The organism is Rhodococcus sp. NPDC003382, from assembly GCF_053589135.1.
Map to the genome: position 1 here is coordinate 1 of NZ_JBSFRH010000033.1, position 13,588 is coordinate 13,588.

Here is a 13,588-nt window from a genome sequence, read left to right on the forward strand (position 1 = left end):
CCCGACCTTGCGGCCGGCATCGGTGCCGACACCGAGTTCCCGGTTCTGCTCGAAGATGTGTTGCTGAGTCTCGTGGCAAGGTCCCAGCCGCCACAAAGGCACACCGCTCACACGCTCCAGGTATTGGAACCGTTGAGCAGCGCCTGTAGATCCGCGGGCTTCTCCTGCCGCGCCTGTGCGATCTGCGCGCGCACCCCGTCGTCGTAGGTGTCCCGCGCGACCGCGCGCAGAACTCCGGTGACGGTGTAGGTCAGATCGTGTGTCGACAGCCGCGTCAGCGCGTAGGCGTATTCGGGGTCGTCGGTGTGCGCGTCGTGGACGACGATGTCCTCGGGCGCGGTCTCCGCGGTCGGCACCACCCGCAGCCCGAATCCGCTTCGTATCACGCACCATTGGTCGTCGAGACCGAAGACGATGGGCTTGCCGTGCACGACGGGGACGAGCCGATGCTCCGCGCCGTCCTTGCGCAGGGCGTCGAACGAACCGTCGTTGAAGATGGGGCAGTCCTGGAGGATCTGGACGAACGCGGTGCCGCGGTGCTGCGCCGCGGCCAGCAGCACCTCGGTCAGACCCGCCCGGTCGGAATCGAGGGCGCGCGCGACGAACGTGCCCTCCGCGCCGACCGCCAGCGACAGCGGGTTGAACGGCGCGTCGAGCGATCCCATCGGCGTCGACTTGGTGACCTTTCCCGTCTCGGAGGTCGGCGAGTACTGCCCCTTGGTCAGACCGTAGATCCTGTTGTCGAACATGAGAATTCGCATGTTCACATTGCGGCGGAGGGCGTGGATGAGATGGTTGCCGCCGATCGAGAGGCTGTCGCCGTCGCCGGTGACGACCCACACCGACAGGTCCGGCCGGCTCACCGTCAGGCCGGTCGCCAGGGTCGGGGCGCGGCCGTGGATCGAGTGCACACCGTACGTGTCGAGGTAGTACGGGAAGCGGGAGGAGCAGCCGATGCCCGAGACGAACACGACGTTCTCCCGCTTGATGCCCAGTTGCGGCAGCACCGACCGGACTGTCGCGAGGATGACGTAGTCACCGCACCCGGGGCACCAACGCACTTCCTGCGAAGACGTGTAGTCCTTCGCCTTCTGCGGTTCGTCGGTGTGCGGCACGTGCGCCGTCAACCCCGCGTGCTCCGTCAACCCTAGGTCGGCACCGACTCGCATCCCACCGGTCATGCCCGCTCCCCCTTCTTCACGACGGCCGCGACCGCGGCCCGGGTCTTCGCGTCCTCCGTGGCGGCGAGGGCGCCCGCGACCTCCGCGAGCAGCGCGTCGTGCAGTTCGTCGGCCCGGAAGGCCATGCCGGACACCTTCGTCACGGGCTGGATGTCCGCGTCGAACCGGGCACGCAGCAGCAGTGACAACTGCCCGAGGTTCATCTCCGGCACCAGTACCCGCCGGTACCGGCCGAGAACCTCACCGAGATTGGCGGGCATCGGATTCAGATGCCGCAGGTGCGCCCGCGCGATCGCGTGCCCACCGCGCCACATCCGGCGCACCGCCTCACCGATCGGACCGTACGACGAACCCCAACCGAGAACGAGGACGGTCGCGTCACCGGTCGGGTCGTCCACGTCGAGGTCGGGCACGGTGATCCCGGCGATCCGGGCCGCGCGCACCCGCGTCATGAGTTCGTGGTTGGTGTGGTGGTACGAGATGTCGCCGGTGCCGTTGGCCTTCTCGAGCCCGCCGATGCGGTGTTCGAGACCGGCCGTCCCCGGGATCGCCCAGTCCCGGGCCAGCGTGTCCGGGTCCCGCGCATACGGCAGGTGGGCGCCGTCGCCGTTCGCACGCGCGAGGTCCGGTTCGATGGCGGGCAGCGTCGCGACGTCGGGGATCCGCCACGGTTCGGAACCGTTGGCGATTGCGCCGTCGGACAGCAGCATCACCGGGGTGCGGTAGGTGACGGCGATCCGCGCGGCCTCGAGCGCCGCGTCGAAACAGTCGGCCGGAGACTGCGGCGCGACGATCGCGACCGGGGATTCGCCGTTGCGGCCGAACATGGCCTGCAGCAGGTCGGCCTGTTCGGTCTTGGTGGGCAGGCCCGTCGACGGGCCGCCGCGCTGGACGTCGACGACGATCAGCGGCAGTTCCGTCATCACCGCCAGGCCGATCGCCTCGGATTTCAGGGCGACACCGGGACCGGACGTGCTGGTGACGCCGAGCGCACCGCCGTAGGACGCGCCGAGCGCGGCGCCGATCCCGGCGATCTCGTCCTCCGCCTGGAAGGTGACCACGCCGAAGTGCTTGAGTTTGCTCAGTTCGTGCAGGATGTCCGAGGCCGGGGTGATCGGGTAGGTGCCGAGGAAGACGTCCATCCCGGCCGTCCGCCCGGCCGCGACCAGCCCGTACGCGAGCGCGGTGTTGCCGGTGATCTGCCGATAGGTCCCGGACGGCAGGGCCGCCGCCGCGATCTCGAATCGCGAGGCGAACGATTCGGTGGTTTCCCCGTAGTTCCAGCCGGCGCGCAATGCCAGGATGTTCGCCTGCGCGACGTCAGGCCGGGCCGCGAACTTCCGGTCGAGGAATTCCTCGACCGCGGCGATCGGCCGTCCGTACATCCACGACAGCACGCCGAGCGCGAACATGTTCTTCGACCGCTGTGAGTCCTTCCGTCCGAGCCCGGCCGGTTCCACGGCACCGACGGTCAATGACGTCATCGGGATCGCGTGCACCTGGTACTGCTCGAACTCCGGGGTGGCGAGCGGGTCGGAGTCGTAGCCGACCTTCGCGAGGTTGCGCTTGGTGAATTCGTCGATGTCGACGATGAGGATTCCGCCGGCCGGCAGGTCCGCGATGTTCGATTTCAGCGCGGCCGGGTTCATCGCGACGAGCACGTCGGGACGGTCGCCGGCCGTGAGGATGTCGTACTCGGCGATCTGGATCTGGAAGCTCGAGACACCCGGCAGGGTGCCCTGTGGAGCGCGGATCTCCGCAGGGAAGTTCGGTTGGGTGGCCAGGTCGTTGCCGAACGCGGCGGCTTCGGCGGTGAACCGGTCCCCGGCGAGCTGCATGCCGTCGCCGGAGTCGCCGGCGATGCGGATGACCACCTGTTCGAGGACGGTCACCTCGTCGCTACGGTCGGGTTCCCCCACCGCGCTGCGTCGCGCTGAACTCTGTACGTCCGAACTCATAGGCGAGTCTCACTTCCTTGTGTGACCGAACCTGCCGTGCGCACTCTCCATCGTCGTCCTCAGCCGGACGGACGCAACCTGCCCCGGTCGTCGTCGCCCCCCGTGGTGGCGGCCGCGAACTCGAGAACCTGCGGCCAGGACACCGCATACGCTGCGGCGTTGACCGGGTTCGTGTGCCGGGCGCGCACGCTGAAACCGTGCTCGGCACCCGGATAAACGTGCATTACGGTCGCACCCGACTCCCGGTTCTGCAAGGTCGTCTGCAACCGTGCGAACGTGGCCGGCGACATGACGGTGTCGGCGCCCGCGTGCAGCACCATCACCGGGGCGGTGATCCGCCCGGCGCTGTCGACGGCATCGACGGTCTGGTTCGGGGGCCTCTCGTCGTGGATCGACGGGTGGTAGGCGACGACGTTCGCCAGCCGGTCGTCGCGGCTGCCGAGGATCAGGGCGAGGCGTCCACCGAGGCACCAGCCGATCACACCGACCGACTCGAGTTCCAGTTCGCCGAACATGTGGTCGAGCAGCGTGCGCATCTCGGCGACGCATGCCTCGTCGTCGAGGCCGTTCATCAGTTCGACGAGGCGTTCGCGCGGGGCGTCGTCGTCGCTGACCCCGTGGAACGGGTCCCACACGAGCGCGGTCAGTCCGGCCCCGGCGATGTCCTCCGCGTATTCGCGGACCTGCGCGCCGATGCCGGTGATCATGGGGAGCAGCAGCATCCCGCCGCGGCTGCGTCCGAGCGGTCTCGCGAAGAACGCCGACAATCCGCCGACAGTGATGCGTTCGGCCTCGATATCCTTCATGACCTCGAACGTACGTCACCGATGCGCCCGTTGTGGGCATCTACACGCACAGCTGGGGCGGCGCACTGCCCACCTGCCGGAACCCGCCGCGCGACTGTGACTTGCCATGCCCTAATCTGCCGACTATGACACGCACCACACTCATCACCGGTGGCACCGGCGGCCTGGGTTCCGCCGTGACCGCGCATCTGCTGGCGGCAGGCTGGCGGGTCGTCGTGCCGTGGCTCGTCAAGGAGGAGCTCGACCGCGTCCCCGAACACCCGAACCTGCACCTCATCGAGGCCGACCTGTCCGACGAGGCGCAGCTCGAGGCGGCCGTCGACCTCGCCGCCGCCGATCCCGATGCCCCGCTGTTCGGTGTGGTCAACCTGGTCGGCGGCTTCGTGTCCGGTCAGCGTGTCCACGAGGCTCCGGTCGAGGTGCTCGACTCCCAGATCGACCTCAATCTGCGCACCACCTACGCGGTGACGCAGGCGGCGCTGCCGCATCTGATCCGCGGTGGCGGCGGCTCCGTGGTGTGCATCTCGGCGGCCGCGACCAACAATCCGTTCACCGGCGCAGCCGCCTACATCGCGTCGAAGGCAGCGGTCGCGTCGCTCGTGCAGTCCCTCGCCGTCGAGTACCGGCCCGACCGCATCCGCGTCAATGCGCTGTTGCCCGGGGTCATCGACACCCCCGGCAATCGGACCGCGATGCCCGACGCGGACACGACGCACTGGTCGAAGCCGGAGGACATCGCGAAGGTCATCTCGTTCCTGTTGTCCGACGAGAGCTCGGCGATCACGCGCGGACTGATCCCGGTGACCAGTCTCGGCTGAACTCAGTCGGGCTGTTCGGAGAGGTGCGCGCGCCGCGCGAGGGTCGCACCGATACCGGCGGCGGCCGCCCGCACCGACGCGGCGTGCTGCTGCGGCCGGAACCCGGTCACCGGGCCGGTGACACTGATCGCGGCGACGGCACGTCCCTCCGATTCGAAGATCGGGGCGCCGACGCACACGATGCCCGGCGCGGACTCCTCGAACTCGTAGGACACCCCCTCGGAGATCACCCGGTCGAGCAGCTGCCGCAGCATGCCCGGCGTCGCGACCGTGCGCGGAGTGCGCCGCGGCAACGGGCCGGTGAGCACATGCGTCACCACCTCGGGTTCCGCCCACGCCAGCAGGGCACGCCCGATTGCGGTGCAGTACAACGGCATCCGGCCACCCACCCGAGACGGCGCGCCGACCTGCCGGTGGCCGCCGATCTTGGTCAGGTAGACGACCTCCATGCCGTCACGGATCCCGAAATGCACCGTCTCGTGGGTGCGTTCGTACAGGTCCTCCATGAACGGGATCGCGACCTCGACGAGACTGCGCTCCACCGAGGCGCGCATCCCCAGTTCGAAGAGCTGACGGCCGAGCCGGTACCCGGCCGGGGTGCGTTCGAGCAGCCGCACCCCGACGAGATCGGTGGCGATACGGTGCAGCGAAGCCTTCGGGATGCCGGTGCGGCGGGCGAGTTCGGCCAGGCTGACGCCGTGGTCGTCGATCGTGAAGGCGTGCAGCACGATCATGACCTTGCCGAGCACCGTGTTCCGGTCGAGGGCACCGTGCGCGCCGCCGGCACCGACCTCGTCCGTCCCGTTCTCACCCACCGCGTGCCTTCCACACTCTCCGCGCGGCGTCCGCGCTGTCCGGTGCTCGCCGCATTCTCCGAGCGAATGTACCGTTCGCTCGGTTGAAGGAGACGAACGATACATTCGCTCCGGTAACCCACCGTAGCGGCGAGCGGTCACGCGGACAGTACGCGACCCAGCTTCCGCGCGCGGGCGTATGCGCGGCGTTCCGCGTACGTCATGCCGCCCCAGATGCCGTGCGTCTCGTCCGCCTGCAGCGCCGTCTCGCGGCATTCGGCGACCACCGCGCACGATCGGCAGATCGATTTTGCCGCGGCTTCGGCGCGCGCCGCCGCGAGCCGGCCGTCCTCCTTCTGCGGGAAGAACGTCGTGGTGTCCATGCCCCGGCAGCGTGCCCACAGGGTCCAGTCGCGGTCCGTCATCTCGTGTCCTATGCGGTGGTGATCGAGGCAGCCATGCCCTGGCCGCCGCCGATGCACATGGTCACCAGTGCTCGGCCGCCGCCACGGCGCTTCAGTTCGTGCAGGGCGGTCGCCGTCATGCGCACACCGGTCGCGCCGATCGGGTGGCCCAGCGAGATACCGGATCCGTTGACGTTCAGTCGATCCCGGTCGTCCCAGCCCCATTCCTTCAGCACACCGAGAACCTGGCAGGCGAACGCCTCGTTGAGTTCGACGAGATCGAAGTCGTCGAATCCGAGTCCGGTGCGGTCGAACAGCTTCCGGGTCGCCGCGACCGGGCCGAGACCCATGGTCGCGGGGTCGCAGCCGGCAGCGGTCCAGCCCTCCAGGAATCCGATCGGCTCGAGCCCGTACTCGTCGAGCTTGTCCTCGGCGACGACGAGAAGAGCTGCGGCAGCGTCGTTCTGCTGGCTTGCGTTACCGGCGGTGACGACGCCGTGCGGGGTCACCGTGCGGAGCTTGGCGAGCGATTCGACGGTGCTGTCGGGCCGGATGCCCTCGTCGCGGGAGACGACGGTGGTGTTCCCCTTGCGGTCGACGATCTCGACCGGCACGACCTCGTCATCGAAACGCCCTGTCTCCCAGGATTCGTGGGCGCGGCGGTGACTTTCCGCTGCGAGCGCGTCGGAGTCCTCACGCGTGATACCGCACTGCTTGGCGACGTTCTCCGCGGTCTCGATCATTCCGCTGATCTTGCCGAAACGCCATTCCGGCTGCGACCGCTCGCGACCGCGGTCGAGGCGGTCGTAGAGGTTCAGGCTGCCGGCGCGGGTGCCCCAGCGGGCACCGGTCGTGTAGTGCTCGATGTTGCTCATCGACTCGACGCCACCGGCGACGACGACGTTCGCGGCACCGGTCTGCACCATCATCGCGGCGGTGACCAGCGCCTGCAGGCCGGTGCCGCAGCGGCGGTCGGTCTGGATTCCTGCGACCGAGATCGGCAGGCCCGCGTCGAGGGCGGCCCAACGACCGATGCACGGCGCCTCGGAGCTCGCGTAGGACTGCCCGAACGCGACCTCCTCGATCAGTTCCGGGTCGACGCCGGAGCGGGCGACGGTCTCCTTGACGACGGTGGTCGCGAGGGAGACGGCGGAGACGTCCCGGAGTGCACCACCGAATCGGCCGACGGGCGTGCGGACGGGGGCGACGAGGGCCGCTCGGGTCATGGATTAACTCCTCAACGGGAACAAGATTTGTACGGCCATTTTTCGGTACGCGACCGCCCACGTCAACAGGGCACGCCCCGGAATCTCCCCGAACACGCAATCTGGGCCGGATTCGCGACCGACAAACGGTGCAAATCCGGCCCCGATTGGCCGTACATTCTCTAGCCGACGATGCCTGCGGCCCGCAGTCCCGCGACCTGCTCGTCGGTCAGGCCGAGCTCGGCCAGCACCGCATCGGTCTGCTCGCCGAGCGCGGGCACCGCCCCCATCGGCAGTTCGACGTCCCGGAAGTTCATCGGCGGACGAACCGCCCGGATGGGACCGGCAGGGGTCTCGACCTCGCGCCACCGGTCGCGGGTGGCGAGCTGCGGATGTTCGATGAGCCCGCGCAGATCACGCAACCGTGCGGCGGGCACGCCGGCGGCGGCGAGCTTCTCGTCGAGCACGTCGCTCGCGAACTGCTTCGTCGCCTCCCCGACGATCGCGTCGACCTCCTCGCGGCGACGCACCCGCTCGACGTTCGTCGCATACCGCGGGTCGTCCGCCAGTTCCGGCAGCCCCAGCACATCGGTCAGGGTGCGCCAGCCGCGATCGTTCTGGACGCCGATGAGGATCTCTCCGTCGGCGGTCGGGTACTTGTCGTACGGCGCGATCGACGTGTGCGCCAGCCCCATTCGCGGAACCTGCCGATCTTGATACATCTGCAGGTACATCGGGTAGCCGAGCCATTCGGCGGTCGCGTCGAACATCGAGACGTCGATCGTCGCGCCCACGCCGATGCGGCAACGACGCAGCAGCGCGGCCTGGATCGAGGTCAGCGCGTACATTCCGGCGGCGATGTCCGCGGTGGGGATGCCGGTCTTCACGGCCGTCTCGGGTGTGCCGGTGATCGAGCACAGCCCGGTCTCAGACTGCACCAGCAGGTCGTACGCCTTCCGGTCGCGCATCGGACCGTCGGTGCCGTAACCGGACATGTTCACCACGATCAGTTCGGGATGGTCGGCGCGCAGTTCGTCGGCGCCGAGCCCGAGTCGTTCGGCCGCACCGGGCGCGAGGTTCTGCAGGAACACATCGGCACCGCGGATCAGGGATTTCACGGCGGCGATCCCGTCGTCGGCCTTCAGATCGACGGCGAACGACTCCTTGCCCCGGTTGAGCCACACGAAGTGGGCGGCCTGTCCCAGCACGGCGCTGTCGTAGGCGCGGGCGAAATCGCCGTCGCCGACCCGTTCCACCTTGATCACCCGGGCACCCAGGTCCGCGAGGTGCCGGGTCGCGAGCGGCGCCGCGACCGCCTGTTCGAGGCTCACCACGGTGAAGCCGGCCAAGGGGAGGTCCGACGACCCGCTGTCTTTCGCGCTGAGTTCGCTCATAACTTTCACAGGTACCAGACGCGTCCGCATCGGTGCCGACTGCGCTCCGTGCAGGGAGCGCACAGGTGACAACACCGATTGATACGCGTTCGCTAACAATCACGCCGCCATCAAGTATTGGACAGCCACAGTCCGCGCTGGAATTCTTTGTGATGCGGAGCACAGGATACGGCTCGGCATCCGAGAACCCCATCCCCCCAGAAGAGAGGACGAGGTATGAGTGCGTCCCCCATCGACCGGGAAGCGACGAAGAAGGCCCGAAAAGCCGGAATCGCCTCCTTCGTCGGCACCACCATCGAGTGGTACGACTTCTACATCTACGGCACGGCGGCAGCGCTCGTCTTCGGCAAGATCTTCTTCTCCGACGAACTCCCGGCGGGCGTCGCAACCCTCCTGGCGTTCGTCACCCTGTGGGCCGGATTCCTCGCCCGCCCCATCGGCGGCGTGATCTTCGGGCACCTCGGCGACCGCATCGGCCGCAAGAACACCCTGGTGATCACGCTGATCATGATGGGTGTCTCGACCGTCGGTGTGGGTCTGCTCCCCGCCTACGACCGGATCGGGATGTGGGCGCCGATCCTGCTGGTGTTCCTGCGGGTCCTGCAGGGCATCGCGGTCGGCGGTGAATGGGGCGGTGCCGTCCTGATCGCCAGCGAGAACGCCCCCAAGGGCAAGGGCATCCTGTACTCCGCGTTCGCGCAGCAGGGTTCTCCGGCGGGCAACCTCCTCGCCACCATGGCGTTCTTCCTGCTCTCGTCGATGCCGACGCCCGAATTCCTGCTCTACGGATGGCGCATCCCGTTCCTGTTCTCGGCGCTGCTCGTGATCGTCGGCATGGTGATCCGGCTCAAGCTCGAAGAGTCCGACGCGATGAAGGCCGTGCTCGCCAAGAAGAAGACCGTCAAGCTGCCGATCGCCGAGGTGCTGCGCAAGCACTGGGTGCTCGTCCTGCTCGGCGCCGGCGCCCTGCCGCTCGCCCAGGTCACCTACTTCAAGAACACGTTCGCATTGTCCTGGGCGACAAGCGAACTCGGATACGAGCGCGGCACGTTCCTCGGCATCATCGCCATCGCACTCGTCGTCCAGTTCATCGTGCAGCCGTTCGGTGCCGTGCTCGTGTCGAAGATCGACATGCGCGTCGCGATGTGCCTGATGATCGTTCCCGAACTGTTCCTGATGCCGGCCATGTTCTACGCGATCCGCACCGAAACGTTCGCGATCGCCGCGGTCGGCATGTGCCTGGCGACGATTCCGCACTCGATGTTCTACGGGGCCATCGGCGGCATCCTGGCCCGCGCCTTCCCCGCGAAGATCCGCTACTCGGGCCTGTCCGCGGCCTACCAGCTGTGCTCGCTCATCGTCGGCGGCGGCACCCCGGTCCTGGCGCAGTGGCTGCTCAACAGCTCCGGCAACGTCACCGGCGTCGCGATCGCCGCCGGAACGTACGCCGCGGTGTCGCTGGTGTGCACCCTGCTTCTGCTCAAGCGCACCGGTTACAACCCGAAGGCACTGTCGATCGCGGAGCAGGCCGACGAGGCCGAGCTGGAGCTCGAGGCGCAGGAAGCGGCCGAGGCTGCCGCATCCACGACCCGCACCGAGTCCGCGACCGAATCGACCGGCCGGGTCCGCGTCGGAGCCTGACGGACAACCCGACACACCGAGCGGTGCCGAACCCTTCCCGGGTTCGGCACCGCTCGCTTGCGTCAGGAGGATCGGTCGCCCGGGGTCGGCAGAGCCCCAGCACCCGGGGTCGGCAGAGCCGCAGCACCCGGAGTCGGCAGAGCCGCAGCACCCGGAGTCGGCAGAGCCGCAGCACCCGGGGTCGGCAGAGCCTCCTCGGAGAGCCGGAGGACCTCCGCGAGCGCCGGGCTGGTGTCGTCCTCTCGCCACACCAGCCGCACGTCGATCGGCGGCTGACCCTCCAGAGGTATGAACACCACCTCCGGGTTGACGACGTGCTGAGCCACCGACGAGACCGTCAGCGTGCAGCCGACATCGGCGGAGACCAGCGCGGCGAGGGACAGGGAATCCGGTGCGCTCTGCACGATCCGCGGCGTGAACCCGACATCGTGCGCGAGACGCAGCAGCAGCTCGCGCAGCATCGACCCCGGTTCGGCGGGGAGCATCACCCACGGTTCGTCGGCGAGTTCGTCGAGGCTCAGGCTCGTCCGCCCGGCGAGCCGGTGCTCGCGGGGCAGCCCGATCACCAGGTCCTCGCGGGCGACGACCCGCGACGCGATCCCGGGTGGGAAGAACAGCAGTCGCACGATGCCGATGTCCAGGGTGCCCTCCGCGAGCCGGTTCACGACTTCGCTGGCGTAACTCGATCCGGCGAGCACGAATTCGATGCCCGGATGTGTGCGTCGCACCAGCTTCGCCCACCGGCCCACCAGATGGTGCGACGACGAGCCGGCGAACCCGATCCGCACTCGTCCGGTCCGGCCGCGCCCGGCTGCGGTCACCGCCATCTCCGCCAGGCGCACCGCGTCGAGGATCGCGCGAGCCGGTTCGACGAGGGCACGTCCCGCCTCGGTCAGCCGGACACTGCGCGTGCTCCGCTCGAACAGCGTTGCCCCGAGCCCCTTCTCGAGTTGCCGGATGGTGCGGCTGAGCGGCGGCTGCGCCATGTGCAGGCGCTGCGCAGCACGCCCGAAGTGCAGCTCCTCCGCGACCGCAAGAAAGGCTCTGATCTCATGGATCTCCACCACTCCAGATTATTCCTCTTCTGATATCAGAGCTGGCAACACTTTGTATTGGACTGCATCTATTGCGCATGTCACAGTCATAGGACAGCAGAGAACGAGCAGGAGTTCGCTATGGCCGCAGACAAAGTCATGACGATGCGCGACGCCGTCGCCACGTACGTGCAGGACGGGATGACGGTCGCCCTCGAAGGCTTCTCGCACCTGATCCCGTTCGCGGCCGCCCACGAGATCATCCGCCAGGGCCGCAAGGACCTGACGCTGTGCCGGATGACGCCCGACATCATCTCCGACCAGCTCATCGCCGCCGACTGCGTCTCGAAGCTGGTCGCGTCGTTCTTCGCGAGCGGCTCCGCCGGATCGCTGTACGAAATTCGTCGACGCATCGAGAAGCACGACCCCGTGAAGCTCGAGGTCGAGGAGTACAGCCACTACGGGATGGTGTGCCGCTACCAGGCCGGCGCGGCCGGACTGCCGTTCTTCCCGCTGCGTTCCTACGCCGGCAGCGACCTGCCCGCTCTCAACCCGCAGATCCGCCTCGTCGACGACCCGTACGGCGAGGGCAGCATCTACGTTGTGCCACCGTTGAATCCGGACGTGACGATCATCCACGCGCAACGCGCCGACCGGTCCGGCAACGTCCAGATCTGGGGCATCGCCGGTGTCCAGCAGGAAGCCGTCTACGCGGCGAAGCACGCGATCGTCGTGGTCGAGGAGATCGTCGACGACGACGTGATCCGCTCCGACCCGAGCCGCACGCTCATCCCGTCCCACGCGGTGGATGCCGTCGTCGTGTGCCCGCGCGGCGCGCACCCGTCCTACGCGCAGGGCTACTACGACCGCGACTGCGCGTTCTACCGCCGGTGGACGGCGATCAGCAAGGACCCGCAGGCACTGCGCACGTGGCTCAAGGAGTGGGTGTTCGAACTCCCCGACCACGACGCCTACCTCGCCAAGCTCGGCGACGACTACTGGAGCGACCTCGAGGTCGCACCGCGCCATTCCGGTACCGTCAACTATGGGAGCCGAAAGTGACTGCTGCCGAAACCTTCTCCACGACAGAGCTGATCGTCTCGGTCGCCGCACGCGCCCTGGCCGGTAAGACCCGGGTCTTCGCGGGCGTGGGACTTCCGACGCTCGCGGTGGACCTCGCGGCCCGCACGTCGAACCCCGACGTGGAGTTGATCTACGAATCCGGTGTGTGCGGTGCACATCCCGAAGCGATGGCCGAGGGGATCGCCGACTCGGTGGTGGTGTCCGGTGCCGAGTCCGTCGTCTCGATGGCGTCGCTGTTCGGATACGTGCTGCAGGGCGGCAACGTCGACGTCGGGTTCCTCGGCGCCGGCCAGATCGACCGATACGGCAGCCTGAACACCAGCATGATCGGCGACTGGGACAAGCCAACCGTGCGATTGCCGGGGGCGGGCGGCGCCGCCGAGATCATGCCGAATGCGGGTGAGGTCTTCGTGGTGATGCGCCGGCACGACCCGAGCTCCTTCCCCGCCGAGCTCGACTTCTGCACGTCCCCGTCCCCGGTGCGCGCCCGCGAGGCCGGTGTCGGGATGATGCCGCGCGGCAGGGGCGTCACCAAGGTGTTCACGAGCCTGGGTGTGCTCTCCCGCAGCGGTCCGTTCGACGAACTCGAACTCACCAGCGTGCACGAAGGCGTCACCGTCGACGAGGTGCGCGCCGCGACCGGCTGGGATCTGAAGGTCTCGGACACCCTGACCGTGACCGAACCTCCCACCGCCCACGAGATCCATCTGCTGCGCGACGAGATCGACAGGGTGCGTCTCTACCTGCGCTGACCCTGCCCCTCGTGCGCGTTTTCGGTAGTTGCTGCTACCGAAAACGCGCACGGGTCAGGGGGCCACGGGGTAATGGCTTCGGACCGCGATGCGGTTCCACGCGTTCATGACGATCGCGAGCCACGTGATCGCGGAGACCTGCTCGCCGTTGAGCGAACCGTCGTCCCATTCGTGACGACCCGGCTCCATGGGGTGCGTGACCTCCTCGGCGAGCGCGAGCGCGGCCCGCTCCTGTTCGGTGAAGTACTGCGACTCCCACCAGGCCGCGAGGACCGCGAGACGATCCGTGGTCTCGCCCTTGTCTAGCGCATCGCGGGTGTGCATGCGCAGGCAGAACGCACATCCGTTGAGCTGCGACACCCGGATCTTCACCAGTTCGGCCAGCTTCGGATCGAGTTCGGCCCGCGCGACGGCCTCCTCGACCTCCTTGTTCAGCGCCAGCACGCTCTTGTACGGGGCCGGATGCTGCTTACCGAGATTCACGTGCGCCATCGTCGAGGTCCTTCCGGCGAGCGAAA

Annotated in this window: 13 protein-coding genes; 4 read left to right on the plus strand and 9 right to left on the minus strand. The window is 68.2% G+C overall.

Going from position 1 to position 13,588, the window contains the following annotated elements:
- Nucleotides 1-107: 107 nt before the first annotated feature.
- The 3 genes from ACWDUD_RS20925 to ACWDUD_RS20935 are packed head-to-tail and all read right to left on the minus strand — an operon-like array spanning nt 108 to nt 3,945.
- Nucleotides 108-1,181, minus strand: a complete 1,074-nt coding sequence (locus ACWDUD_RS20925) for a 2-oxoacid:ferredoxin oxidoreductase subunit beta (protein WP_450110517.1) — start codon at nt 1,179-1,181, stop codon at nt 108-110.
- The gene (locus tag ACWDUD_RS20930) at nt 1,178-3,139 is read right to left on the minus strand and encodes a 2-oxoacid:acceptor oxidoreductase subunit alpha (RefSeq protein ID WP_450110518.1); all 1,962 of its coding nucleotides are present in this window, start codon (nt 3,137-3,139) and stop codon (nt 1,178-1,180) included. The genes ACWDUD_RS20925 and ACWDUD_RS20930 overlap by 4 nt, the downstream gene beginning before the upstream one ends.
- A gap of 59 nt (nt 3,140-3,198) precedes the next feature.
- A complete protein-coding gene (locus tag ACWDUD_RS20935; RefSeq protein WP_450110519.1) occupies nt 3,199-3,945 on the minus strand; it encodes a dienelactone hydrolase family protein in 747 nt (248 codons plus the stop codon).
- A 125-nt stretch (nt 3,946-4,070) separates the two neighbouring features.
- Between ACWDUD_RS20935 and ACWDUD_RS20940 the strand changes: the two genes are divergently transcribed.
- On the plus strand, nt 4,071-4,763 hold the full coding sequence (locus tag ACWDUD_RS20940) for an SDR family NAD(P)-dependent oxidoreductase (protein ID WP_450110520.1): 693 nt from the start codon (nt 4,071-4,073) through the stop codon (nt 4,761-4,763).
- A gap of 2 nt (nt 4,764-4,765) precedes the next feature.
- On the opposite strand, the gene ACWDUD_RS20945 is transcribed toward ACWDUD_RS20940, so the two are convergent.
- From ACWDUD_RS20945 to ACWDUD_RS20960, 4 genes are all read right to left on the minus strand, one after another.
- A complete protein-coding gene (locus ACWDUD_RS20945; protein WP_450110561.1) occupies nt 4,766-5,497 on the minus strand; it encodes an IclR family transcriptional regulator in 732 nt (243 codons plus the stop codon).
- A gap of 218 nt (nt 5,498-5,715) precedes the next feature.
- On the minus strand, nt 5,716-5,982 hold the full coding sequence (locus ACWDUD_RS20950; RefSeq protein ID WP_197251168.1) for a WhiB family transcriptional regulator: 267 nt from the start codon (nt 5,980-5,982) through the stop codon (nt 5,716-5,718).
- Between the two features lie 8 nt (nt 5,983-5,990).
- On the minus strand, nt 5,991-7,187 hold the full coding sequence (locus ACWDUD_RS20955) for an acetyl-CoA C-acetyltransferase (RefSeq protein WP_450110521.1): 1,197 nt from the start codon (nt 7,185-7,187) through the stop codon (nt 5,991-5,993).
- Between the two features lie 161 nt (nt 7,188-7,348).
- Nucleotides 7,349-8,560 (minus strand): CaiB/BaiF CoA transferase family protein, encoded by a 1,212-nt coding sequence (locus ACWDUD_RS20960; RefSeq protein ID WP_450110522.1) that lies wholly within the window; start codon nt 8,558-8,560, stop codon nt 7,349-7,351.
- Nucleotides 8,561-8,776: 216 nt separating this feature from the next.
- Between ACWDUD_RS20960 and ACWDUD_RS20965 the strand changes: the two genes are divergently transcribed.
- Nucleotides 8,777-10,201 carry an MFS transporter gene (locus ACWDUD_RS20965; RefSeq protein ID WP_450110523.1) on the plus strand — a complete coding sequence of 475 codons (1,425 nt, stop codon included), beginning with the start codon at nt 8,777-8,779 and terminating at the stop codon, nt 10,199-10,201.
- A 62-nt stretch (nt 10,202-10,263) separates the two neighbouring features.
- Here ACWDUD_RS20965 and ACWDUD_RS20970 read toward each other — a convergent pair whose 3' ends face one another.
- Nucleotides 10,264-11,265: a LysR substrate-binding domain-containing protein gene (locus ACWDUD_RS20970; protein WP_450110524.1), complete on the minus strand. Its 1,002-nt coding sequence runs from the start codon at nt 11,263-11,265 to the stop codon at nt 10,264-10,266.
- A 111-nt stretch (nt 11,266-11,376) separates the two neighbouring features.
- On the opposite strand from ACWDUD_RS20970, the gene ACWDUD_RS20975 reads away from it, so the two are divergent.
- Nucleotides 11,377-12,297, plus strand: coding sequence for a CoA transferase subunit A (locus ACWDUD_RS20975; RefSeq protein ID WP_450110525.1), 921 nt, complete (start codon nt 11,377-11,379; stop codon nt 12,295-12,297).
- On the plus strand, nt 12,294-13,070 hold the full coding sequence (locus ACWDUD_RS20980) for a CoA-transferase subunit beta (protein ID WP_450110526.1): 777 nt from the start codon (nt 12,294-12,296) through the stop codon (nt 13,068-13,070). Before ACWDUD_RS20975 ends, ACWDUD_RS20980 begins: the two co-directional genes overlap by 4 nt.
- Before the next feature lie 54 nt (nt 13,071-13,124).
- On the opposite strand, the gene ACWDUD_RS20985 is transcribed toward ACWDUD_RS20980, so the two are convergent.
- Entirely contained in the window at nt 13,125-13,562 is a 438-nt protein-coding gene (locus ACWDUD_RS20985) for a carboxymuconolactone decarboxylase family protein (protein ID WP_450110527.1), read from the minus strand.
- Nucleotides 13,563-13,588: the final 26 nt, after the last annotated feature.

What these genes read in the sequence shown, in the direction of transcription:
- ACWDUD_RS20925 (WP_450110517.1), bottom strand. Translation starts at nt 1,181, where the DNA reads ATGACCGGTGGGATGCGAGTCGGTGCCGACCTAGGGTTGACGGAGCAC.
- ACWDUD_RS20930 (WP_450110518.1), bottom strand. Translation starts at nt 3,139, where the DNA reads ATGAGTTCGGACGTACAGAGTTCAGCGCGACGCAGCGCGGTGGGGGAA.
- ACWDUD_RS20935 (WP_450110519.1), bottom strand. Translation starts at nt 3,945, where the DNA reads ATGAAGGATATCGAGGCCGAACGCATCACTGTCGGCGGATTGTCGGCG.
- ACWDUD_RS20940 (WP_450110520.1), top strand. Translation starts at nt 4,071, where the DNA reads ATGACACGCACCACACTCATCACCGGTGGCACCGGCGGCCTGGGTTCC.
- ACWDUD_RS20945 (WP_450110561.1), bottom strand. Translation starts at nt 5,497, where the DNA reads ATGATCGTGCTGCACGCCTTCACGATCGACGACCACGGCGTCAGCCTG.
- ACWDUD_RS20950 (WP_197251168.1), bottom strand. Translation starts at nt 5,982, where the DNA reads ATGACGGACCGCGACTGGACCCTGTGGGCACGCTGCCGGGGCATGGAC.
- ACWDUD_RS20955 (WP_450110521.1), bottom strand. Translation starts at nt 7,187, where the DNA reads ATGACCCGAGCGGCCCTCGTCGCCCCCGTCCGCACGCCCGTCGGCCGA.
- ACWDUD_RS20960 (WP_450110522.1), bottom strand. Translation starts at nt 8,560, where the DNA reads ATGAGCGAACTCAGCGCGAAAGACAGCGGGTCGTCGGACCTCCCCTTG.
- ACWDUD_RS20965 (WP_450110523.1), top strand. Translation starts at nt 8,777, where the DNA reads ATGAGTGCGTCCCCCATCGACCGGGAAGCGACGAAGAAGGCCCGAAAA.
- ACWDUD_RS20975 (WP_450110525.1), top strand. Translation starts at nt 11,377, where the DNA reads ATGGCCGCAGACAAAGTCATGACGATGCGCGACGCCGTCGCCACGTAC.
- ACWDUD_RS20985 (WP_450110527.1), bottom strand. Translation starts at nt 13,562, where the DNA reads ATGGCGCACGTGAATCTCGGTAAGCAGCATCCGGCCCCGTACAAGAGC.